This is a genomic window from Kitasatospora sp. NPDC058965 (assembly GCF_042741245.1).
Taxonomy (GTDB): Bacteria; Actinomycetota; Actinomycetes; order Streptomycetales; family Streptomycetaceae; genus Kitasatospora.
Genome location: NZ_JBHYKG010000136.1, coordinates 1 through 21,859, shown reverse-complemented (window position 1 = coordinate 21,859; position 21,859 = coordinate 1). Strand labels below are relative to the sequence as shown.

Annotated in this window: 23 protein-coding genes; 10 read left to right on the top strand and 13 right to left on the bottom strand. The window is 73.7% G+C overall.

Features of this window, described 5'->3' with window-relative positions:
- Window positions 1–1,185, bottom strand: a 1,185-nt coding sequence (locus tag ACFW1A_RS22320; RefSeq protein WP_380410888.1) for an FAD-dependent oxidoreductase, incomplete at its 3' end; no start/stop codon positions are given.
- 226 nt (window positions 1,186–1,411) lie between these two features.
- Entirely contained in the window at window positions 1,412–2,323 is a 912-nt protein-coding gene (locus ACFW1A_RS22315; protein WP_380410887.1) for a TIGR01777 family oxidoreductase, read from the bottom strand.
- Between the two features lie 99 nt (window positions 2,324–2,422).
- Here ACFW1A_RS22315 and ACFW1A_RS22310 point away from each other — a divergent pair, with 99 nt between their 5' ends.
- A complete protein-coding gene (locus tag ACFW1A_RS22310) occupies window positions 2,423–3,517 on the top strand; it encodes a DUF2510 domain-containing protein (RefSeq protein ID WP_380410886.1) in 1,095 nt (364 codons plus the stop codon).
- 7 nt (window positions 3,518–3,524) lie between these two features.
- Here the strand turns inward: ACFW1A_RS22310 and ACFW1A_RS22305 are convergent, their stop codons facing one another.
- Complete coding sequence (locus tag ACFW1A_RS22305; protein ID WP_380410890.1) at window positions 3,525–4,040, bottom strand: DUF4240 domain-containing protein; 516 nt, start codon at window positions 4,038–4,040, stop codon at window positions 3,525–3,527.
- A 152-nt stretch (window positions 4,041–4,192) separates the two neighbouring features.
- Here ACFW1A_RS22305 and ACFW1A_RS22300 point away from each other — a divergent pair, with 152 nt between their 5' ends.
- Both ACFW1A_RS22300 and ACFW1A_RS22295 read left to right on the top strand, forming a co-directional pair.
- Complete coding sequence (locus ACFW1A_RS22300; protein WP_380410885.1) at window positions 4,193–4,495, top strand: hypothetical protein; 303 nt, start codon at window positions 4,193–4,195, stop codon at window positions 4,493–4,495.
- Between the two features lie 17 nt (window positions 4,496–4,512).
- Entirely contained in the window at window positions 4,513–4,896 is a 384-nt protein-coding gene (locus ACFW1A_RS22295) for a type II toxin-antitoxin system VapC family toxin (RefSeq protein ID WP_380410884.1), read from the top strand.
- A gap of 72 nt (window positions 4,897–4,968) precedes the next feature.
- Here ACFW1A_RS22295 and sucB read toward each other — a convergent pair whose 3' ends face one another.
- The 6 genes from sucB to cobU all read right to left on the bottom strand — a co-directional run bounded on the left by sucB (window position 4,969) and on the right by cobU (window position 12,629).
- Window positions 4,969–6,591: a 2-oxoglutarate dehydrogenase, E2 component, dihydrolipoamide succinyltransferase gene (sucB, locus tag ACFW1A_RS22290; protein WP_380410883.1), complete on the bottom strand. Its 1,623-nt coding sequence runs from the start codon at window positions 6,589–6,591 to the stop codon at window positions 4,969–4,971.
- Between the two features lie 65 nt (window positions 6,592–6,656).
- Entirely contained in the window at window positions 6,657–8,045 is a 1,389-nt protein-coding gene (lpdA, locus tag ACFW1A_RS22285) for a dihydrolipoyl dehydrogenase (protein WP_380410882.1), read from the bottom strand.
- A 417-nt stretch (window positions 8,046–8,462) separates the two neighbouring features.
- Entirely contained in the window at window positions 8,463–9,956 is a 1,494-nt protein-coding gene (locus ACFW1A_RS22280; RefSeq protein ID WP_380410881.1) for a leucyl aminopeptidase, read from the bottom strand.
- A 166-nt stretch (window positions 9,957–10,122) separates the two neighbouring features.
- Entirely contained in the window at window positions 10,123–10,884 is a 762-nt protein-coding gene (locus tag ACFW1A_RS22275) for an adenosylcobinamide-GDP ribazoletransferase (RefSeq protein ID WP_380410889.1), read from the bottom strand.
- Window positions 10,885–10,892: 8 nt separating this feature from the next.
- Window positions 10,893–12,008: a nicotinate-nucleotide--dimethylbenzimidazole phosphoribosyltransferase gene (locus tag ACFW1A_RS22270; RefSeq protein ID WP_380410880.1), complete on the bottom strand. Its 1,116-nt coding sequence runs from the start codon at window positions 12,006–12,008 to the stop codon at window positions 10,893–10,895.
- A gap of 18 nt (window positions 12,009–12,026) precedes the next feature.
- Window positions 12,027–12,629 (bottom strand): bifunctional adenosylcobinamide kinase/adenosylcobinamide-phosphate guanylyltransferase, encoded by a 603-nt coding sequence (cobU, locus tag ACFW1A_RS22265; protein ID WP_380410879.1) that lies wholly within the window; start codon window positions 12,627–12,629, stop codon window positions 12,027–12,029.
- 73 nt (window positions 12,630–12,702) lie between these two features.
- Between cobU and ACFW1A_RS22260 the strand changes: the two genes are divergently transcribed.
- Entirely contained in the window at window positions 12,703–12,903 is a 201-nt protein-coding gene (locus ACFW1A_RS22260) for a hypothetical protein (RefSeq protein WP_380410878.1), read from the top strand.
- 1 nt (window position 12,904) lies between these two features.
- Here the strand turns inward: ACFW1A_RS22260 and ACFW1A_RS22255 are convergent, their stop codons facing one another.
- Both ACFW1A_RS22255 and ACFW1A_RS22250 read right to left on the bottom strand, forming a co-directional pair.
- The gene (locus tag ACFW1A_RS22255) at window positions 12,905–13,621 is read right to left on the bottom strand and encodes a class I SAM-dependent methyltransferase (RefSeq protein WP_380410877.1); all 717 of its coding nucleotides are present in this window, start codon (window positions 13,619–13,621) and stop codon (window positions 12,905–12,907) included.
- A 209-nt stretch (window positions 13,622–13,830) separates the two neighbouring features.
- Entirely contained in the window at window positions 13,831–14,430 is a 600-nt protein-coding gene (locus ACFW1A_RS22250; RefSeq protein ID WP_380410876.1) for a DUF3043 domain-containing protein, read from the bottom strand.
- A 264-nt stretch (window positions 14,431–14,694) separates the two neighbouring features.
- On the opposite strand from ACFW1A_RS22250, the gene ACFW1A_RS22245 reads away from it, so the two are divergent.
- Both ACFW1A_RS22245 and ACFW1A_RS22240 read left to right on the top strand, forming a co-directional pair.
- Window positions 14,695–15,510, top strand: a complete 816-nt coding sequence (locus ACFW1A_RS22245) for a PspA/IM30 family protein (RefSeq protein ID WP_380410875.1) — start codon at window positions 14,695–14,697, stop codon at window positions 15,508–15,510.
- Between the two features lie 35 nt (window positions 15,511–15,545).
- A complete protein-coding gene (locus ACFW1A_RS22240) occupies window positions 15,546–15,839 on the top strand; it encodes a hypothetical protein (RefSeq protein ID WP_380410874.1) in 294 nt (97 codons plus the stop codon).
- Between the two features lie 81 nt (window positions 15,840–15,920).
- On the opposite strand, the gene nadA is transcribed toward ACFW1A_RS22240, so the two are convergent.
- Window positions 15,921–17,102 carry a quinolinate synthase NadA gene (gene nadA / locus ACFW1A_RS22235; RefSeq protein ID WP_380410873.1) on the bottom strand — a complete coding sequence of 394 codons (1,182 nt, stop codon included), beginning with the start codon at window positions 17,100–17,102 and terminating at the stop codon, window positions 15,921–15,923.
- Window positions 17,103–17,320: 218 nt separating this feature from the next.
- Here nadA and ACFW1A_RS22230 point away from each other — a divergent pair, with 218 nt between their 5' ends.
- The 3 genes from ACFW1A_RS22230 (at window position 17,321) to ACFW1A_RS22220 (ending at window position 20,318) form a co-directional block, all read left to right on the top strand.
- Window positions 17,321–18,247, top strand: coding sequence for an NADP-dependent oxidoreductase (locus tag ACFW1A_RS22230; RefSeq protein WP_380410872.1), 927 nt, complete (start codon window positions 17,321–17,323; stop codon window positions 18,245–18,247).
- A 67-nt stretch (window positions 18,248–18,314) separates the two neighbouring features.
- Entirely contained in the window at window positions 18,315–18,779 is a 465-nt protein-coding gene (locus ACFW1A_RS22225; protein ID WP_380410871.1) for an Lrp/AsnC family transcriptional regulator, read from the top strand.
- 171 nt (window positions 18,780–18,950) lie between these two features.
- A complete protein-coding gene (locus tag ACFW1A_RS22220; RefSeq protein ID WP_380410870.1) occupies window positions 18,951–20,318 on the top strand; it encodes a pyridoxal phosphate-dependent decarboxylase family protein in 1,368 nt (455 codons plus the stop codon).
- An 18-nt stretch (window positions 20,319–20,336) separates the two neighbouring features.
- Here the strand turns inward: ACFW1A_RS22220 and ACFW1A_RS22215 are convergent, their stop codons facing one another.
- On the bottom strand, window positions 20,337–21,206 hold the full coding sequence (locus ACFW1A_RS22215) for a GNAT family N-acetyltransferase (protein WP_380410869.1): 870 nt from the start codon (window positions 21,204–21,206) through the stop codon (window positions 20,337–20,339).
- Between the two features lie 245 nt (window positions 21,207–21,451).
- Here ACFW1A_RS22215 and erpA point away from each other — a divergent pair, with 245 nt between their 5' ends.
- Window positions 21,452–21,805, top strand: coding sequence for an iron-sulfur cluster insertion protein ErpA (gene erpA, locus ACFW1A_RS22210; protein ID WP_380410868.1), 354 nt, complete (start codon window positions 21,452–21,454; stop codon window positions 21,803–21,805).
- Window positions 21,806–21,859: the final 54 nt, after the last annotated feature.

Sequence of the window (21,859 nt, the reverse complement as noted above, 5' to 3'; positions counted from 1 at the left end):
CAGAAGCCGGACCGGGCGGCTCAGGTTGTCCGGCGGCGGCATCGCGGGTACCGCCTCCGGCAGGTGGCGCACGCTCAGGAACTCCCACTCGCGCGGGGCGAGGCCGTACAGCTCGGCCAGCCGGGCCCGCACCGCGCTCTCCAGCCCGGCCGGTCCGCCCGCCCCGAAGGCGCGCCGCCCCAGCACCGTGGTGGCGACCAGACTGCGGCCGGCCGGGGCGTAGGAGGGGTGCACCTGACTGAGCACCACGGAGTGCGAGACCGGGGCCGGGCCCGAACCGCGGTCGGCGTCCAGCAGCAGCACGCCCTCCGCGAGCGGCGGCTGCGCCGTGGTGTGGAAGTACGTGGTGACCGGGTGGAACTCCGGCAGCCGCAGCCCGGGCAGCAGCTCGGCGGCTGCGCGGGCGTCGGTGGCCAGCACCACCGCGCGGGCGCCGACCGGACCGTGCGCGGCGGTCCGCACCCCGTCGGTGCCGACCGAGGTGACCCGCACGCCGGTGCACACGGTCCCCGGCGGCAGCGCGGCGGCGAGCTGGGCCGGCACGGCCGCACTGCCCTGCGCGGGCAGCGCCAGCCGGCCGCGGGCGTAGCCGCGCAGCACCAGGTCGGCGACCCGGCTGCTGGTGGTCAGCGCGGGATCGCTGAGCAGTGCGCCGAGCAGCGGGCGCAGGAAGCCGTCCACCACCCGGGGCGGCAGGCCGCGCTCGGCCAGCGCCCGGGCCGTGGTGGTCTCCTGACGGGCCAGCAGCCGGGGCACCGGCGTGGTGGCCAGCCGGTTCAGGGTGGCGCCGAGCCGGGCCTTCTCCAGCGGGGTGCCGAAGGCCGACCGGGTGGTGGCTTGCCGGGTCGGCGGCCGCACCGGATCGCCGACCCGGTACCGGCGGCCGCCGCTGTGCACCAGCACCCCGGGGGTGAGCGGGCACAGCTGCAGCTCGTCCAGGTCGAGGCGGCGGGCCAGCTCCGGGAAGCCGGTGTTGAGCAGTTGGCCGCCGTGGTCCAGCCGGTATCCGTCCAGCTGGTGGCCGGCCAGTCGACCGCCGATCCGCTCGGCGGCCTCCAGCACCCGGACCTCCAGTCCGGCGGCGGTCAGCGAGCGGGCGGCGGTCAGGCCGGCCAGCCCCGCGCCCACCACGACCACGTCGGGGTCGTCGGTGCGGCTGCGGCGGGTGATGTCGTGTGGGGTCACGGGCGAGCTCCCTCCCTGGTCCCGGAGCTCCGGCCGGCGGACGGCTGCGGGCGTGCCGGGACGGTCCGAGGGGGTGATGCCCCGTCAGAACCTTGATCAGGCAGGGGTGTCGGCACGGATCGCAGGGGGCGCCCCGCGCTGGTGGCACGCCGGGGGGCACACCGCAGGGGCGTGCGCCCTGCCGTGCGCCCCTAGCGCCCGCCCGGGTGCGCCGGTGTGCCTCGGCTCACTCGTCGAGCGCCGCGCGGAGCGCCTGCTCCACCTCCGGGTGCCGGAAGCCGAACCCGGCCGCCAGCAGCTTGGCCGGCAGCACCCGGTGACTGCCCACCACCTCGACCGCCATCTCGCCGAGCGCCAGCCGCAGCGCGAACTCCGGGACCGGGAACGGGGTCGGCCGGCCCAGCACCCGGCCCAGCGCCGCGGTCAGCTCGGCGTTGGTCACCGGGTTCGGCGCCGTCAGGTTCACCGGGCCGCGGACCTGGTCGGCCTCCAGCAGGAAGCGCAGCGCGGCCACCTCGTCGGCCGTCGAGACGAAGCTCCAGTACTGCTCGCCCGAGCCGAGCCGACCGCCCAGTCCCAGCTTGAACAGCGGGAAGAGCCGCCCGCCGGCCCCGCCCCGGGAGCTCAGCACCAGCCCGGTGCGGGGGTGCACCACCCGGATGCCGGCCTCCTCGGCCGGGCGGGCCGCCGCCTCCCAGTCCACGCAGACCCCGGCCAGGAAGTCCGACCCGGCCGGCGCCGACTCGTCGATCACCCGGTCCCCGGTCTGCCCGTAGAAGCCCACCGCGGAGGCGCTGAGCAGCACGGCCGGCGGCTTCTCCAGCTCCGCCAGCGCGGTGGCCAGGGTGCGGGTGGAGAGCACCCGGCTGTCCCGGATCTCCCGCTTGTACGCGTCGTTCCAGCGGCGCTCGGCCACCCCGGCCCCCGCCAGGTGCACCACCGCGTCGACCCCGGCCAGCCCGGCGCGGTCCACCTCGCCGCGGGCCGGGTTCCAGCCGATCGCGGTGGAGCCGTCGGGGTGCGGGCCGAGCGCGGAGCGGTGCCGGACCAGGCGCACCACGTGGTGGCCGTCGGTCAGCAGCGAGCGGACGAGGGCGGAGCCGATCAGGCCGGTGGAGCCGGTGACTGCGATGCGCATGGACCCATCCTGACAGTTCGTCGGCTCCGGACCGCGCGTCGGGGCCGGGCCGTCCGCCCGACCTGTCAGCGCCCGGGGCCGGACCGATACGGTGGTGCCGTGAGCAACTCGACTCCTCCCGGCTGGTACCCGGACCCCCACGTGTCGGGGTACGAGCGCTTCTGGGACGGGCGCGCCTGGACGCAGCGGCGCCGGCCACTGGTGCCGGCCCACCCGGAACCGAGCCCGGTCTCCGACGCCTCGCCGGCGTACGGGCACCCGGCGGTGCCGGAGCCGGCGGGGTACGGGTTCCCGCAGGCGCCGTACCAGGTGCCGCCCCCGCCGGTGGGTGCGGTGGGTCCCGTGGGTCCGGTCGGTCCGGTGGGTCCCGTGGGTCCCGTGGGTCCGGTCGGTCCGGTGGGTCTGGTGGGTCCGGTCGCGGTGCCGGGCGCGGTGCCCGGGGCGCCGCCGGCCCCGGCGCCCCGGCGCACCGGGCTGGTCTTCGGCGTGCTGGCGGGCTCGCTGGCGCTGGTCATGGTGACGGCCGCGGTCTGCGTGGTCGCGTTGAAGGGCAGCGGCCGGCCGGCCGTCGGTGCCGCCGTGCCGCCGCTGCAGGACCACCCGGCGCCGTCGGCCCCCGCCGACCCCGGCAGCCCGGCGCCCGCGACGCCCGGGCCCACGCCGCCCGCGGCGGGCGGCTCGGCGGCGCCGGTGGCCCCCGACGGCACCTCGGTGCTCGACCTGGCGCACGGCTGGAGCGTCCCGCTGCCGGCGGGCTGGACCTCCGAGAAGCACGACGCGGCCACCTCGGTGCTGCTGGTCACCGGCCCCTACGACTGCGCCACCCCCGGCGGCTGCGTGCGCGGCAACTTCTCCATCGACACCGACCCCACCCCCGGCAGCGATCCGCAGCAGGTCGCCCGGCAGGCCGTCGCCGCCTACGCGCCGCAGCTGTTCGGCCCGCTCGCCGACCACCAGGAGCTGGCCGCCGGCCCGCTCACCGCGGCGGGGCGCACCGGCTACGAGGTCCGCTGGCACGTCACCCCCCAGCGGAGCGGCGCCCAGGGCTACGTGCTGCTGGTGGCGCTGCCCGGTCCGGGCGGCTGCAACCTGCTGGTCGGCTCGGTGGACGACGACCCGCAGGCGCCCAAGCCCGAGGTGCTGGACCAGCTGGTCGGCGGCGTGCAGGTCGCGGTGCCGGCCAACGCGGCCTGATGGTCCGTCAGTCCCCGAACATCTCCCAGAGCTTGGGGAACCGCTCGGCCATCCCGCCCGGGTCGTCGAAGTCGAAGGGCCGGCCCTCGGGCTGGCGCGGCTGACTGGTCCCCAGGTCCGGCAGCGGCAGTCCGGTGAGCTGCTCGTGCGCCTCGTCGGCGGCGTAGCCGAACTCCTCGGCGTCGCCGTCCTCCTCCTCGTCGAAGTCGGGCACCAGCTCGGCCAGGTCGTCCGGCTGGTGCACGGCGCCCTCGAACACCTCGCGCCCCTGCGCGATCAGCCAGCAGCGGAAGTAGTCGAAGGTGTCCTCCGACGCCCCGCCGAGCATCAGGTGCGCCGCCGCCCACAGCTCCCTGGTGTACGCCCGCTGGAACCGCGCCTCGAACAGTCGCGCGAAGTCGATCACCTCATCCGGCGTCAACTGCACCAGCCGCTCCACCAGCAGGTCGGCCTGGTCCTCCGGATCGCCCTCGGCGGCGTCCCGGGTGTCGTCGATGATCTGCCAGAAGTCGGTCTCGTACATCACCGCACCAGCATCGCTGGTCGGGTACTCGAACGCATGCCTACGCGCCGTGCGGCAACGCGGTGCGCTCGCTGGGATGGGTGAAGGTGGTCGGAACCGGGGAGGGGATTGATACTCGGGGTAGTACGTTCTGGAGCATGGGAGCAGAGCTCATGGAGAAGGCCGTCGGGGCGGGGTCCGCGGAGGAGCCGGAGGACGTCCGGCCCACCGTCGCAACCCCTGTCGGGCACGCCGTCAAGGTCAGTGTCTCCATGCCGGACGACCTGGTCGACGACATCCGGGCACGGGTCGGCAAGCGCGAGTTCAGCCGCTTCGTCGCGGAGGCCGCAGCGCATCAGATTGCCATGATCAAGCTCGGCGAGATCGTGGAGGCCCACGAGGCCGAGCACGGGCAGATCCCGGACGAACTGATGCGAGAGGCGGAGGACAGGTGGCACGAAGCGTTCGGTCAGTAGGTACGCCCAGTACCTGGGTGCTGGACAGCGAGGCATTGTCCCGCCTGCTGACGAAGCAACCGCCGGCGCTCGCAGACCTGGCGCTCGCCACCAAGAAGGGAACGGCGGTCGTCGTCAGTGCGATGACGGTGCCCGAGGCGTACCACGACCGAGTGTCCCGAGCCTGGCTGTCCTACGTGCTGTCCAGGGTGGACATCCAGCCCGTGACCGAGCAGATCGCGCTTCGAGCGACCGAGCTGCTCCGGATGCACGGCCTGCACGGTCACAAGTACGCGATCGACGCGGTGGTCGCCGCGACAGCGATGTCGAGGCCGGGCGCGGTCGCGGTCCTGACCAGCGATACCGACGACCTCCTGCGCTTGTGCGCGGACGAGCCACGGGTCAGGGTCGTCCACGTCTGACGGATCCGCGCACGACCGAGCCCCCGGTCCGCCGCAGCGGACCGGGGGCTCGTCAGTCGCCCGGGGGCAGCCTTACAGGCCGAGCTCGACCTCGAACTCGCCGGCCTCCAGGATCTCCTTGACCGCGACCAGGTAGCGGGCGGCGTCGGCGCCGTCCACCAGGCGGTGGTCGTAGGAGAGGGAGAGGTAGGTCATGTCGCGGATGCCGATGGCGGTGCCGCCGTCGGCCTCGATGACCACCGGGCGCTTCACGGTCGCGCCGATGCCCAGGATGGCGACCTGGTTCGGCGGGACGATGACGGTGTCGAACAGGGCGCCGCGCGAACCGGTGTTGCTGATGGTGAAGGTCGCGCCGGACAGCTCGTCCGGGGTGATCTTGTTGGTGCGGACCTTGTCGGCCAGCTCGGCGGTCTTCTTCGAGATGCCGGCGATGTTGAGGTCGCCCGCACCCTTGATGACCGGGGTCATCAGACCCTTCTCCGAGTCCACCGCGATCCCGATGTTCTCGGAGTCGAAGTAGGTGATGGTGCCCTCGGCCTCGTTGATCCGGGCGTTGATCACCGGGTGGCTTTTCAGCGCCTGGGCGGCGGCCTTGACGAAGAACGGCATCGGGGACAGCTTCACGCCCTCGCGGGCGAGGAAGGAGTCCTTGGCCTTGCCGCGCAGCGACATGATCTTGGTGACGTCCACCTCGACCACGCTGGTCAGCTGGGCCTGCTCGTGCAGGGCCTTCAGCATGTTGTCGCCGATGACCTTGCGCATCCGGGTCATCTTGACCGTCTGGCCGCGCAGCGGGGACGGCGCGGCGGCGGCCTTCGGCGCGGCCGGGGCGGCGGCGACCGGAGCCGGGGCGGCAGCGGCGGCCTTGGCGGCCTCGGCAGCGGCGAGCACGTCCTGCTTGCGGATCCGACCGCCGACGCCCGAGCCGGTGATCGCGGAGAGCGCGATGCCCTGCTCGGCGGCGAGCTTGCGGACCAGCGGGGTCACGTAGGCGTCACCCGAGTCGGCGACCGGGGCCGGGGCGGCGGCGACGGGGGCCGGGGCGGCCGGGGCGGCGACGGGAGCCGGAGCGGCGGCGACCGCACCCGCGGCACCGATCAGCGCGAGCTGGGCGCCGACCTCGGCGGTCTCGTCCTCGCCGACCAGGATCTTGACCAGGGTGCCGGCCACCGGCGACGGGATCTCGGTGTCGACCTTGTCGGTCGAGACCTCGAGCAGCGGCTCGTCGACCTCGACGGTGTCGCCCTCGGCCTTGAGCCAGCGGGTGACGGTGCCCTCGGTGACCGACTCGCCGAGCGCCGGGAGCAGCACCGGGGTGGCCTCGCCGGCCGGGGCGGCCGGAGCGGCGACCGGCGCCGGAGCGGCGGCCGGGGCCTCGGCAACGGGGGCCGGCGCGGCGGCGACCGGGGCCGGCGCGGCCTCGGCGGCCGGGGCGGCGGCGGCGACCGGGGCACCGGAGCCGTCGTCGATGATGGCCAGCTCGGCGCCGACCTCGACGGTCTCGTCCTCGGCGACCTTGATCGCGGCGAGGATGCCGGAGACCGGCGCGGGGATCTCGGTGTCGACCTTGTCGGTCGACACCTCGAGCAGCGGCTCGTCGGCCTCCACTCGCTCACCCTCGGCCTTCAGCCAGCGGGTGACAGTACCTTCGGACACGCTCTCGCCCAGCGCGGGCAGCGTTACTGAGACCGCCATGGTTCCAGCGACTCCATTTCAAGTCTTGCGTACAGGGACAGTTGGTGAGGGTGGGGCGAGCGCGATCAGTCGTGCGCGTGCAGCGGCTTGCCGGCCAGCGCCAGGTGCGCCTCGCCGAGGGCCTCGGACTGCGTCGGGTGCGCGTGGATGAGCTGCGCGACCTCGGCGGGCAGCGCCTCCCAGTTGTAGATGAGCTGGGCCTCGCCGACCTGCTCACCCATGCGGGCGCCGACCATGTGGACACCCACCACAGCACCGTCCTTGACCTGGACGAGCTTGATCTCGCCGGCGGTCTTGAGGATCTTGCTCTTGCCGTTGCCGGCCAGGTTGTACTTGAGGGTGACGACCTTCTCCTTGCCGTACAGCTCGACCGCCTTGGCCTCGCTGATGCCCACCGAGGCGACCTCGGGGTTGGAGTAGGTGACCCGCGGCACGCCGTCGTAGTCGATCGGCACGGCCTTCAGGCCGGCCAGCCGCTCGGCGACCAGGATGCCCTCGGCGAAGCCGACGTGGGCCAGCTGCAGGGTCGGGGCCAGGTCGCCGACCGCGGAGATCGTGGGCACGTTGGTGCGCATGTACTCGTCGACCAGGACGTAGCCGCGGTCCATGGCGACCCCGACCTCCTCGTAGCCCAGGCCCTGCGAGACCGGGCCGCGGCCGATCGCGACCAGCAGCAGGTCGGCGTCGATCTGCTTGCCGTTCTCGGTGGAGACCCGGACCCCGGTCTCGGTGTACTCGACACCCGAGAAGCGGGCCTTGAGCTCGAACTTGATGCCCCGCTTGCGGAAGGCGCGCTCCAGCAGCTTGGAGGAGTTCTCGTCCTCCAGCGGAACCAGGTGCGGCAGCGCCTCGACGATGGTGACGTCGACGCCGAAGGACTTCCAGACGGAGGCGAACTCGACGCCGATCACGCCGCCGCCGAGGATCACGGCGGACTGCGGGATGCGGTCGAGCTTGAGGGCGTGGTCGGAGGAGATGACCCGGTCGCCGTCGATGGTCAGGCCGGGCAGCGACTTCGGCACCGAGCCGGTGGCGAGCACGATGTGGCGGCCCTCGATGCGCTGGCCGTTGACGTCCACCGAGGTGGCCGAGGAGAGCCGGCCCTCGCCCTGGACGAAGGTGACCTTGCGCGAGGCGACCAGGCCCTGCAGGCCCTTGTACAGGCCGGAGATCACGTCGTCCTTGTACTTGTGGACGCCGTTGATGTCGATGCCCTGGAAGGTCGCCAGCACGCCGAACTCGCCGGCTTCCCGGGTCTCGTCCGCGATCTCGGCCGCGTGCAGCAGCGCCTTGGTCGGGATGCAGCCGCGGTGCAGGCAGGTGCCGCCCAGCTCGCCCTTCTCGATCAGGGCCACGCTCAGGCCCAGCTGAGCGGCGCGGAGCGCCGCGGCGTAGCCGCCGCTTCCGCCTCCGAGGATGACTACGTCGAAAACGGTGCTGGCGTCGTTCGCCACGTCACGTCCTCCATGCAATGGGTGTGGATCGTCCGGGCCGGTGCTGGGTCCGGTGTGCCCCGATGCCCTCGTGAGGCGCCCAGTCGTGCCGGAAATACATCTTCGCACTTGTTCACGGCGCCTGAAGGCCGGGTCCACCCTGTGGGGGGTCGAGCGGGTCGCGGGTGGGGCTCCGGTGACCCTCCAGGAGGCATGTCTGTGCAGGTCAGGGGCGGTGGCACCGGGTGCCGTGAGCACTCTTGCCCGATCCTGGCCGTCGCTGATTCCACGTCGTGGAACAAAGTTTCGCCGGAGGCGAACATGCAGGTGAACGGCGTGCGCCGCTACCGATGGGTAACCCCGGGGAAAAGTCAACTGCGGTCGAACGCCGACAGGGCCCGGTGCCGAAGCACCGGGCCCTGTTCGGATCGCACGGGGTCAGCCCTGCGCGGTCTCCGTCGCGTACTGCACCAGGGTGCGCACGGCGCTGCCGGTGCCGCCCTTGGGGGTGTAGCCGTACGGCGCGCCCTCGTGGAACGCCGGACCGGCGATGTCCAGGTGGGCCCAGTCGATGCCCTCCTTGACGAACTCCTTCAGGAACAGGCCGGCCACCAGGCCGCCGCCCATCCGCTCGCCCATGTTGGCCAGGTCGGCCACCGGCGAGTCCATGCCCTTGCGCAGCTCGGCCGGCAGCGGCATCGGCCAGGACTGCTCGCCGGCCCGGCCGGCCACCGCGTGCAGCTGCTCGCGGAACTCGTCGCTGCCCGCCATCACGCCGAAGGTGCGGGTGCCGAGCGCCAGCACCATGGCACCGGTCAGGGTGGCCACGTCGACGATCGCGTCCGGGTTCTCCTCGCCGGCCCGCACGATCGCGTCGGCCAGCACCAGGCGGCCCTCGGCGTCGGTGTTGAGCACCTCGACGGTCTTGCCGCCGTACATCCGCAGCACGTCGCCGGGGCGGGTGGCGGAGCCGGACGGCATGTTCTCGGCCAGCGCCAGCCAGCCGGTGACGTTGACCGCGAGGCCCAGCCGCTTGGCCGCGACCACCGAGGCGAACACGGCGGCGGCGCCGGACATGTCGCACTTCATGGTCTCGTTGTGGCCGGCCGGCTTGAGCGAGATGCCGCCCGAGTCGTAGGTGATGCCCTTGCCGATGAAGGCCAGCGAGGCCTTGGCCTTCGGGTGGGTGTAGGCGATCTTCACCAGCCGGGGCGGGTTGGCCGAGCCGATGCCGACGCCCAGGATGCCGCCGTAGCCGCCCTTGGCGAGCGCCTTCTCGTCCAGCACCTCGACCTTGAGGCCGTACTCCTTGCCGACGGCCTGCGCGATGGTCGCGAAGGACTTCGGGTTCAGGTCGTTCGGCGGGGTGTTGATCAGGTCGCGGGCGCGGTTCATCTCCTCGCCCAGCACGGTGGCGCGCTCCAGCGCGGCCTTCGCGTCCTTGCTGCCCTTGCGGGTGGTCAGCAGCGCCAGCTCGCCCACCGGCTCCTTGCCGCCCTCGGCGGTGCGGTAGGCGGTGAAGTCGTAGGCACCGAGCAGCGCGCCGAGCGCGACCGCCTCGACCTCCTCGGCGGTGTCGGCCGGCAGCGCCAGGCCGGCCTTCTTGGCGCCGGCCAGGATGCGGGCGGCGGTGCCGGCCGCACGGCGCAGCGCCTCGGCCGGGTAGCCCGCCTCGGCGGCGTCGCCCAGGCCGACCGCCAGCACGAAACCGGCCTTGGTGCCGGACGGGGCGGGCAGCTTGGTGGCCTCGCCCTCGGCACCGGTGGCACCCAGGGTGCTGAGCAGCTCGGCCAGCTTGCCGTCGAACGCCTCGGCCACCGCCTCGGCGCCGGAGGCCACCACCAGGCCCTTGGGGCCCTTCGCCACACCGATCACCAGGGCGTCCGCGCGCAGCGCGGCGGCGGAGGAGGTGCTCACAGACAATGCAGTCACGTAAATGCGTCCTGTTCTTTCGCGGTCCACGGCCGGATGTGCGGCATGGCTACAGCCCCAGCATGCTCCGCCGACACGGCGCAGGGCTACGGTGCTCCCCGCATGGTAGTCCGCATAGTGGGATGCCGCGTCCCCTGGGGGAGTGCGGGGAAACCACGAGCTGACGCTACGGGAGCCGGGGGTTGACTGTCAGCAGAACGAGCGCGGCGGTCTGGGCGGTTTCGACCAGGGCGCCCAGCACGTCGCCGGTGATCCCGCCGAACCGGCGCACGCAGCGGACCAGCAGGAGTACTGCGGCAAGTTGACCGAGGATCAGGGCCGGACCCGACCAGGGCTGAAGCAGCGTCAGCAGCACCGCGCAGGTCAGCGTGACCGCGGCGGCGGCGGTGGGGGAGACGGTGGCGGCGACCATCGCGCCCAGCCCGCCGGGCCGGGCGGGCGGCACCGGGCGCAGGCACCCCCACCCCAGGGCGCACCGCCCGGCCACCGCCGCGGTCAGCACCGCCAGCGCGCCCTGCCGGGCGGAGTGGCCGAACAGCGCGGCCAGGCAGGCGGTCTGGGCGAACAGCACGAGGACCAGGGTGAGCACGCCGAACGGGCCGATGTCGGACTGCTTCATGATGCGCAGCGCGTCCTCGGCGGGCTTGCCGCTGCCCAGCCCGTCGGCCACGTCGGCCAGGCCGTCCAGGTGCAGCCCGCGGGTCAGCGCGGCCAGCGCCGCGACGGCGGCCACCGCGCCGAGCAGCGGGGCGCCGCGCCAGGCGAAGAAGGCGCCGAGCGCGCCGGCCGCGGCGCCGAGCACCGCGCCGACCAGCGGTGCGGCCAGCATCGCCCGCCCGGCCGAGGGCCGGTCCCAGCGCGCCACCGGCACCCGCAGGACCGTCAGGGTGCCGAAGGCGAAGCGCAGTCCGTGCAGGCCCGGGCGTATCCGGGGGCTCAGAACTTGCCCAGCAGTTCGGCGGCCGAGGGCAGCGGTGCCGGGGTGCGCGGCGCGGCCGGGACGGCCGGCACGAACTCCGCCTCGGCCAGCGCGTCGGAGGCGGCCTGCAGCAGCGGCAGCGCGAGCAGCGCGCCGAGCCCCTCACCGGCGGTGACCTGCTGGTCGTGCAGCGGCGTCAGGGTCAGCCGGTCGTAGGCCTTGGCCAGCGCGGGCTCGCCGGTCAGCGAGCCGGCCCGCCACCACTCCGGCGCCCGGAACGAGATCCGCTGGGCCACCAGCGCGCAGGCGGCCGAGACCACGCCGTCCAGCACCACCGGCAGTCGGCGCACCGCGGCCTGCAGCAGGAAGCCGGTGATCGCGGCGAAGTCGGCGCCGCCCGCGGTGGCCAGCAGCGCCAGCTGGTCGCCGAGCACCGGGCGGGCCCGGCGCAGCGCGTCGCGGATCGCGGCGCACTTGACCATCCACACCTTGTCGTCGATGCCCGAGCCGCGCCCGCAGACCGCGGCCGCGTCGGTGCCGCAGAGCGCGCCGACCAGGACCGCGGCCACCGCGGTGGAGCCGACCCCGAGGTCGCCCAGCACCACCAGGTCGGTGCCGAGCTCGGCCTCCTCGTCGGCGATCGCCATGCCGATCAGGAAGGCCTGGGCGGCCTGCTCGGCGGTGACCGCGTCCTCGACGTCGATCCGGCCCGAGCCGCGCAGCACCCGGTGCTGCGTCACCTCGGCGGGGAACTCCGCCTCCGGGGCGTCGACCGCCAGGTCCACCACCCGCACCTCGGCACCGAACCGGCGGGCCAGCCGCGCCACCGGCGCGCTGCCGTCGAGCACCGCGTGCACCCGGCGGGCGGTGCCGCCCGCGGCGGGCCGCCGGGAGACGCCGAGCGAGGCGATGCCGTGGTCACCGGCGAAGAGCAGCACCTTGGGCGCGGCGAGCGGCCTGACCGGATCGGCGCCCTGCACCGAGGCGAGCCAGCTGCCGAGTTCCTGCAGCCGGCCCAGCCCGCCGTCCGGCTGGTCGAGGGCGGCCCAGTGCTCGTCGGCCGCCCGGCGGGCGGCGTCGTCGGGGCGCTCGACCAGCGAGGCGAAGACATCGAGATCCACGGTGGTGTCCATCGCCGGGAACCATACCAATCACGGCCCGGCCTGTCCGGGCCGCAGGCCCCCGACCGGCGCGCTGTTCCCCGGCCCGCCGTCCTTGACGGTCAGCGCCTGGCCGGCGACCACCAGCAGCACCCGGTCGGCCGCGTCGGCCACCGCCATGTTGAGCCGCCCCAGGGTGTCCCGGAACCGCCGCCCGGCCGGGGTGGCGGGCACCACGCCGAGGCCGACCTCGTTGCTGACCAGCACCACCTGACGGGTGGTCAGCCGCACCGCCTCGGCGAGCTCGGCGCACTGCTCCTCCACCGCCGCCCGCGCGGACCGGTGCCAGGCGTCCTCGTCCCAGGCGTCGGCCCGGTCCATCGTCCCGGTCAGCCACAGCCCGAGGCAGTCGACCAGCACCGGAGCCGGGTCCGCCGGGTCGGCCAGCACCCCGGTCAGCTCCAGGGTCTCGACGGTGCGCCAGCTCGCCGGCCGGCGCTCGCGGTGCAGCTCGACCCGCCGGGCCCAGTCGGCGTCCCCGTCCCGGGTGCCGCCGGTGGCCACGTAGAGGACGTCGGGGTGCGCCGCCAGCAGCTGCTCGGCCCGGGTGGACTTGCCGGACCGGGCCCCGCCGAGGATCAGGGTGCGTGCCATACGCTCCATCCTGTCCTACCAGGGTTGAGCGGCGGCACGGCGGGCAGCCTGCCAGCCGAGGAGAGGAGTTCGGATGGTCTGGACGTGGCGGTACGAGGCGGCCGACGGCACGGTGGTCACGCCGGCCGGCGGGGTGGAGGAGTTCCCCAGCCAGGGCGACGCCGAGTCGTGGATCGGCGAGGAGTACAAGCGGCTGCTGGAGGAGGGGGTGGACCGGGTGGTGCTGCTCGAGGACGAGCAGGAGATCTACCCGATGAGCCTTCAGGAAGGCTGAGCTACTTCGCGCCGACCAGGTGGATCAGGGCCGCCACCTGGCGGTACGGGTCCTCGCGGCCGGCCCGCTCCTCGGCCTCCAGCAGCTGGCCGAGCTGCCGGCCGTCCACCGGGGCCGCGTGGTCGGGCATGGCGTCGGTGAAGACCCGCACGCCGTACCAGTGCCGCAGCGGGACGGAGACCTCGCGCAGCGTGGTGGCCAGGTCGGCCAGCCGGTCGGCGCGGGCGGTCAGGCCCAGCCGGTTGGTGTAGTGGTCCGAGTCGAAGCCCTGCAGGGCCGCCCGCCAGTCGCCGGTCAGGCCGGCCCGCATGGCCATCGCGTCCCGGTTGCGGGCGAGCAGCGAGAGCAGCCCGCCGGGGGCGAGCATCCGGGCCAGCGAGGCGATCAGCGGGTCCGGGTCGGGCAGGTACATCAGCACGCCGTGGCAGAGCACCACGTCGAAGCTGCCGGGGCCGAACCAGCGGCCGCAGTGGTGCCCGTCGCCGCTCAGCAGGCGGACCCGCTCGCGGACCTCGGGGGGCTCGGCGGCCAGCACGGCCTGCGCGGCGCCCAGCGTGACCGGGTCCGAGTCCAGCCCGGTGACCCAGTGGCCGGCCCGGGCCAGCCGGACCGCCTGGGTGCCCTGGCCGCAGCCGATGTCCAGCACCCGCAGCGGGCTCCGGGTGGCCCGCTCGCCGAAGTGCGCGGCCAGCTGCTCGGTCAGTTGGCGGGTGACCATCTCCTGGCGGACCAGGTTGTGCAGCCCGCCCTGGCGCTCCAGCCAGGCCCCGGCCCCGCCGGCGAACGACCCGCTGCGGGCCGGCAGGCCCTGGTGCTGCCAGTCCTGGACCCAGCCGCGGTCGTGTCCGCCGGCGGCCTGGCCGGGCAGCGCGTACAGACCGGGCCCCGGCGCGGCGGGGGCCCAGTCGTACGGCAGCGGCTCCGCGGTCAGGGGTGCTCGCCCCGCTTCACCACGGGCTTGGGCAGCCGCATCCGGCGCAGCTGGATGGTCCGCATCAGCGCGTAGCCGACCGCGCCGCGGGTGTTCTCGTTCGGGAACCGGTTGGCCAGCGCACGGCGCAGGCCCAGGCCGAGCCGGACGAAGTCCAGCACCACCAGCACCAGGAAGAGCAGGAAGAGCAGGGTGGAGAGGATCTGCAGCGAGGTCACCTTGACGATGCTGAGCACCAGCACCACCACGGCGTACGGCAGGAAGAACTCGGCCACGGCCCAGCGGGAGTCCACGTAGTCGCGGGCGAACCGGCGCACGGCCCCCTTGTCGCGGGGCGGCAGCGCGCGCTCGTCGCCGTTGAGCAGCGCGGTGCGCTGCTTCTCGCGCTCGGTGCGCATCCGCTCGCGGGCCTGCTTGGCGGCCTCCTTGCGGTCCTTGGGCACCGTCACCCGGGTGCGGCGGTGGGCCTCGGCCTCGCTGCGCTTCGGGGTCGGGCGGCCCTTCTTGGCCTGCGGGTCACGGGTCTGGGGCACGTCGTCCTGCTCGGCCAGCGCGGTGGCGGAGGAGGCGGCTTCGTCTGAACGGCGTCGGAACACACGACAAGCGTACGGGGTGCGTCCGCAAAGCCGTCGAGCCCGTCGGTGCCGCACGTGCAGTAGGGCATCTCCCCGGCATCGGGCAGGGTCGGTGATCCTCCCTCGGGATGAGGCCACCGGGCCCGCAGCCGTAGCAGTCTTGTTGCAGGTAGGTGTACTGCGGCGAGGACCCCGCTGCACATACACTCGCAGTAGATAATTCGGTACGAGTTAGCAACCGCAGCCCGGAGAAGGGGGCACCCGAGGCCCATGAGCGACGGAATCATGAAGCGAATGGGGCTGATCTTCCGCTCCAAGGCGAACAAGGCCCTGGACCGGGCGGAGGACCCGCGCGAGACCCTCGACTACTCGTACCAGAAGCAGCTCGAACTGCTGCAGAAGGTGCGTAGGGGCGTGGCCGACGTCGCCACCTCGCGCAAGCGCCTGGAGCTCCAGCTGACCCAGCTCCAGCAGCAGTCCGCGAAGTACGAGGAGCAGGGCCGCAAGGCGCTCGCGCTCGGTCGCGAGGACCTGGCCCGGGAGGCGCTGACCCGCAAGTCGGCGATGCAGTCCCAGATCAACGACCTCCAGGTGCAGTACCAGCAGCTGCAGGCCGAGGAGGAGAAGCTCACGCTCGCCTCCCAGCGCCTGCAGGCCAAGGTGGACGCCTTCCGCACCAAGAAGGAGACCATCAAGGCCACCTACACCGCCGCCCAGGCGCAGACCCGGATCGCGGAGTCGTTCTCCGGGATCTCGGAGGAGATGGGCGACGTGGGCCTGGCGATCCAGCGGGCCGAGGACAAGACCGCGCAGATGCAGGCGCGGGCCGGTGCGATCGACGAGCTGCTGGCCTCCGGCGCGCTCGACGACAACAGCGGCATCGGCCGCAAGGACGACATCGAGGCCGAGCTGGAGCGGGTGGCCGGCGGCAGCGACGTGGAGCTCGAACTGGCCCGGATGAAGGCCGAGCTGTCCGGCGGGTCCTCGGGCCCGGCGGCGATCGAGCAGGGCCACGGCGGCGGGCAGCAGGCGCACCCGCAGCAGTCGGGCGCGCAGGGGCCGCAGGACACCCCGCCGCCCACCATCAACTACCAGAAGTAAGCCCGCCCGTCCGACTGCAGGGGAGATAGACCGGCATGATCATGCGGATCATGGGTGAGGGCCAGTTCGAGGTGTCCGAGGAGCACCTGAACCGGCTCAACCAGCTCGACGACGAGCTGCTCGCGGCGCTGAACTCGGACGACGAGGCGGCCTTCCGCGCCACCCTGGACAACTTGCTGGGCGCCGTGCGCGAGTTCGCGGTCCCGGTGGCGGACGACTACCTCGGTCCGTCCGACTCGATCCTGCCGCGCGAGGGCGCGACCCTGGACGAGGTCCGCGAACTGCTGCGGACCGAGGGGGACGGGCTGATTCCGGGCCTCCCGGACTGAGCGCCAGGAACGACGAGGAGGGGCGGTACCCGGGTCCGGGTACCGCCCCTCCGTCGTGCTGCCGGTCGTCCTGCCGCCGGATTACGGCAGCGCCAGCATCCGGTCCAGCGCGGCCTTGGCGTACTTCTCGGTCTCCGGGTCCACCGTGATCACGTTCGGCACCCGGCCCTCGACCAGCGACTCCAGCGCCCAGACCAGGTGCGGCAGGTCGATCCGGTTCATGGTGGAGCAGAAGCAGACCGAGCGGTCCAGGAAGACGATCTCCTTGTCCGGGTGCGCCTTGGCCAGTCGGCGGACCAGGTTGAGCTCGGTGCCGATGGCCCACGCGGAGCCGGGCTCGGCGGCCTCCAGGGCCTTGATGATGTACTCGGTGGAGCCGACCCGGTCGGCGGCGGCGACCACCTCGTGGCGGCACTCGGGGTGCACCAGCACGGTGACGCCCGGGATCCGCTCGCGCACCTCGGCGACCGAGTCCACGGTGAACCGGCCGTGCACCGAGCAGTGCCCGCGCCACAGGATCATCTTGGCGGCGCGCAGCTCCTCGACGGTCAGGCCGCCGTTCGGCTTGTGCGGGTTGTAGAGCACGCAGTCGTCGAGCGAGTAGCCCATGTCGCGCACCGCGGTGTTGCGGCCCAGGTGCTGGTCCGGCAGGAAGAGGACCTTCTCCCCCTGCTCGAAGGCCCACTCCAGCGCGCGCTTGGCGTTGGAGGAGGTGCAGATGGTGCCGCCGTGCTTGCCGGTGAAGGCCTTGATGTCGGCGGAGGAGTTCATGTACGACACCGGGACGGTGACGTCGGCTATGCCGGCGTCGCGCAGCACGTCCCAGCACTCGGCGACCTGCTCGGCGGTGGCCATGTCGGCCATCGAGCAGCCGGCCGCCAGGTCCGGCAGCACGACCTGCTGGGCGTCCGTGGTCAGGATGTCGGCCGACTCGGCCATGAAGTGCACGCCGCAGAAGACGATGTACTCGGCCTCCGGCCGGGCCGCGGCGTCCCGGGCCAGCTTGAAGGAGTCGCCGGTGACATCGGCGAACTCGATGACCTCGTCCCGCTGGTAGTGGTGGCCCAGGATGAAGACGCGGTCGCCCAGGGCGGCCTTGGCGGCGCGGGCGCGCTCGACCAGGTCGGGGTCGGAGGCGGGCGGCAGCTCGCCGGGGCACTCGACGCCGCGCTCGCTATTCGGGTCGGCCTCGCGGCCGAGCAGCAGCAGGGCGAGCGGGGTCGGGGCCGGCTCGGTGAAGCTGGTGTCAACGGTGGTGGTCACGGGCGGGTGCCCTCCTGGTGCGGCCGGACTCTCCCAGCCTTCTCGTCTTTCTGACGCTATCTATGATAACCGGTTCGCGTCACTCTGACGATGGACATCGTGTCGATGTGACGCGATCGTCTGGACAGCGTGTCCTTGCACGTGACGGAGGTGACACCGGGCACGTCCCAGTGTCCGGCCTCCCGCTCGAGCCCGCGCCGAGCGTGTTTGCTGGGCGCATGAAGGCAATCGCGATCAACAGCTTCGGCGGCCCCGAGGTCGTCGAGTGCGTCGAGCTCCCCGAGCCCAAGGTCGGCCCCGACGCGGTGCTGGTGCGGGTGAAGGCGGTCGGGGTGAACCCGGTGGACCGGGAGATCCGCGAGGGCGGGCCGGCGGCCGTCTTCGACGTGGTCTTCCCGGTGGTGCCGGGCTGGGACCTGGCCGGCGTGGTGGAGCGGGTCGGCCCGTCGGTGACCGAGTACCGGGCGGGGGACGAGGTGATCGGCTGCGTCCGCAAGGACTGGGTGCAGCACGGAACCTACGCCGAACTGGTCGCCGCCCCGGTGCGCACGCTGGCCCGCAAGCCCGCCGCGCTCAGCTGGGCGCAGGCCGGCGGGCTGCCGCTGGCCGGGCTGACGGCCTACCAGGGGGTGCACGGCGCGCTGGCGCCGCGGCCCGGGGAGACCGTGCTGATCCACGCCGCGGCCGGCGGCGTGGGCAGCCTCGCCAGCCAGCTCGCGGTGGCGACCGGCGCCCGGGTGATCGGCACCGCGGGCCCGCACAACCACGCGTACCTGCGCGGGCTGGGCGTGGAGCCGGTGGCCCACGGCGAGGGGCTGGTGGCGCGGGTGCGGGAGCTGGCGCCGGAGGGCGTGGACGCCGCCTTCGACCTGGTCGGCGGCGCGGCGCTGGCCGCCTCCCGGGAGCTGGTGGCGGACCCGGCGCGGATCGTCTCGACCACCGACCCCGCGGTGCGCGGGTTCGGCGGCCGCTACCTGTTCGCCCGCCCCGACGCCGCGGACCTGGCCGCGCTGGCCGCGCTCGCGGACGCCGGCCGGCTCACGGTCAACGTGGCGGCCACCTTCCCGCTGGCCCAGGCGGCGTCGGCGCAGCAGCTGAACGCGGAGGGACGGACGCGGGGCAAGATCGTGCTGACGGTGGACTGAGCACCCCGGTCCGGGAGAATGGGGCGGTAAGCGACGTCCGCAATCCGAACCCTGGAGACCCCGCACCATGAGCAGCAGCAGTCCGGTCGCCGCCGGTGGGGTCCACCTGGACGAGACCGACCGCCTGCTCCTGGCCCACCTGGGCCGGGACGGGCGGGCCTCGTACGCCGAGATCGGGCTGCTGGCCAACCTGTCCGCCACCGCGGTGCGCCGCCGGATCGACCGGCTGCGGGCCCGCGGCGTGGTGCGCGGCTTCACCGTGGTGCTCGACCCGGAGCTGCTGGGCTGGCAGACCGAGGCCTTCGTCGAGGTCTACTGCCGGGAGCGGACCGCGCCCGAGGAGATCCTGGCCAGCCTGCGCCAGTTCCCCGAGGTGGTGGCCGCCTGGACGGTCACCGGCGACCCGGACGCACTGGTCCACCTGCGGGCCGCCGACACCCGCCACCTGGAGGCCGTGATTGAACGTATCCGCAAGGAGCCGGGCGTCCAGCGCAGTCGCAGCTCGGTGGTGCTCTCCCGGCTGATCGGCTAGCCGGCCCGGCGGCGGGCACCCGCGGGGCCGCCGCCCGGCCCGGCGCAGGAATCCTGCGCACCACCCGGCGAAGACGCCCGAAAACTGCCCGGACCGGCGCATTCGGACGCGCGGCCCGCGGGCCCCGCTGCCTACGCTGATCAAGCAGTTGGACAGCCGAAGGAGCCCGCCGTGACCACCGCCCCGCACCGCATGCACCAGCCCGACAACGAGCTGGTCGACCTGGTCTTCGGCTACATGCGCGAGCGCCTGCAGTACGACCCGGTGCCGCTGGACCACCCCGGCGACGGCGAGCAGCTGCGCGCCCACCTGGCCGGGCTGCTGAACGAGCACGGCAACGCCCCGGCGGACGTGCTCAAGCTCTACGACCACGAGCTGTCCCGCGCGGTGATCTCCGCCGACAGCCCGCGCTACCTGTCGTTCATCCCGTGCGCCCCGACCAAGGCCGCGCTGCTCTTCGACATGGTGGTCTCCTGCGCCTCGCTGCAGGGCATCTCCTGGCTGGAGGCGGCCGGGGCGATCGCCGCCGAGAACCAGGTGCTGCGCCTGATAGCCGACCGGGCCGGCCTGCCCGCCACGGCCGGCGGCACCTTCGTCTCCGGCGGGTCGGCGGGCAACCTGTCCGCGCTGGTGGTGGCCCGGGACACGGCGCGGCGCCGGCTGGGCGTGGGCCCGGAGGCGCGGCTGCGGATCGCGGTGGCCGACCAGGTGCACTCCTCGGTCAAGAACACCTTCAACATCATCGGCGTCGAGGCCTTCAAGGTCCCCACCGTCGACCGCCGGTTCACCGGCGAGGCGCTGCGCGCGGCGCTGGCCGCCGACCCCCACCCCGAGACGGTCATCGCCGTGGTCGGCACCGCCGGGACCACCAACGAGGGCATCATCGACGACCTGCAGGGCCTGTCCGAGGTGACCCGCGAGCGCGGCCTCTGGTTCCACGTGGACGGCGCGTACGGCGGGGCCGGCCTGTTCGCCCCCTCGGTGCGCGCGCGGTACGACGGCATCGAGCACGCCGACTCCTTCGTGGTCGACCCGCACAAGTGGCTCTTCGCCCCGTTCGACTGCGCGGCGCTGCTCTACCGCGAGCCGCGGCTGGCCAAGGCCGTGCACACCCAGGACGCCGGCTACCTGGACGTGCTGCACCACGAGGGCGACGAGTGGAACCCCACCGACTACGCCTACCACCTGACCCGCCGGGCCCGCGGCCTGCCGCTGTGGTTCTCGCTGGCGGTGCACGGCACCCAGGCGTACACCGACGCGATCGAGGCCGGCCTCGCGCTGGCCCGGGACACCGCCCGGCTGATCCGGGAGAGCGAGCACCTGGAACTGCTGCACGACCCGCAGCTGTCCGCGGTCTGCTTCCGCCGCCGGGGCTGGACCGAGGAGCAGTACTACGCCTGGTCCCGGCAGCTGCTCGCGGACCAGATCGGCTTCGTCACCCCGACCGGCTGGGACGGCGAGACGGTGGCCCGGTTCGCCTTCCTGCACCCGGGCACCACGATGGAGATGGTCCGGGAGATCCTGGACACCATGGCCTGAGCCGCGACGGGCGGGCCGCTACAGGAAGCCGCCGCTGGGCAGGTACGGGGCCGGCGGGCGCATCCCGCGCAGCGCCAGGTAGCCGCGGTTCTCCACGGTCAGCCCGAGGTCGAGACCGACGTCGACCGCCCACTCCTGCTCGGCGGTGATCCACTCCACCTTGGCCTCGGTGCCCTCCGGCACCCGGGCCAGCGCCTCGCGCAGCAGGCGGGCGGCCATGTGCCGGGAGGTGGCGGCGAGCAGCTTGATCGTGCCGCCGTCCCGGTAGCAGTAGCCGGTGCCGGTCATGGTGTCGACCACCAGCAGCTCCTCGTAGTGGCGCAGCATCAGCCCGTGGTCCACGCCGTGCGCGGCGTCGCGCAGCCGGCGGTCGATCGAGTCCAGCAGGTGCAGGTGGCCGGTGGTGCCGCGGTGCACCGGCAGCTCGCCGGCGTCCAGCAGGGCGGACCGGTCGACCTGCCCGGAGAGCTTCATGGTCGGGTGCAGGGTGAAGCCGGCCTTGCGGTAGCGGCGGGCGGCGCGCGGGTCGACCGAGACGGTGATCATGCCGCGCAGGCAGCCGCGCCCGTGCTCCAGGGTCCGCTCCAGCAGCAGCCGGCCCACCCCGTTGCCCTGGTACTCCGGCAGCACCGCGGTCAGCGCCAGCAGCCACAGCGACTCGCGGCGCGCCGAGAGGGCGAAGCCGATCGGGACGCCGTCCTGCAGCGCCAGCCAGCAGCCCTGCGGGTCGCTGGTGGCCAGGTGGCCGGCCCGGGCCCGTTGGAAGACGTCCTCGGCCTCGGTCGGCCGCCGGGTCGAGCCGGGCGTCAGCGCGCTGAAGGCGGCCCTGGAGATCTCCCGGACGGCCTCGGTGTCGGCCTCGGTGTCACGGAGCTGGCGCAGGATCATCCGACCATCCTGGCCGCTCGGCGGTGCCGTCGCCGCCGGTTTTCGGCGATCCGCTGTGAGCGGCCGCACGTCCGGGGCGGGTGAACGGACCGTGACCGGTGGGCCGGGGTGTGCGAGCATGGACGGGCAGGGTGCGGAGCACGGTTCGCCGGGGAAGCATCCACGAGGATCCACTGCCCGGAATCAATCCGGGCGGCCGCTGGTTGGCACTGGCGGCAGTTTGTCGTCACAGACCGGGAGTACAGATGACCGTCCAGGACGAGACCACCGTCGAGAGTGGTCTGCTCCTCACCGATGCGGCCGCGGGCAAGGTCAAGAGCCTGCTGGAGCAGGAGGGCCGCGAGGACCTCGCGCTGCGCGTCGCCGTGCAGCCGGGCGGCTGCTCGGGCCTGCGCTACCAGCTGTTCTTCGACGAGCGCTCGCTGGACGGCGACGTCGTCAAGGACTTCAACGGCGTCAAGGTCGTCACCGACCGGATGAGCGCCCCGTACCTGGGTGGTGCCACGGTCGACTTCGTGGACACCATCGAGAAGCAGGGCTTCACCATCGACAACCCGAACGCCACCGGCTCCTGCGCCTGCGGCGACTCGTTCAGCTAGTCGTAGCCCCGGGCCCCGGCCCGAACGAGCGGCGGCCCCCGGATCTCCGGGGGC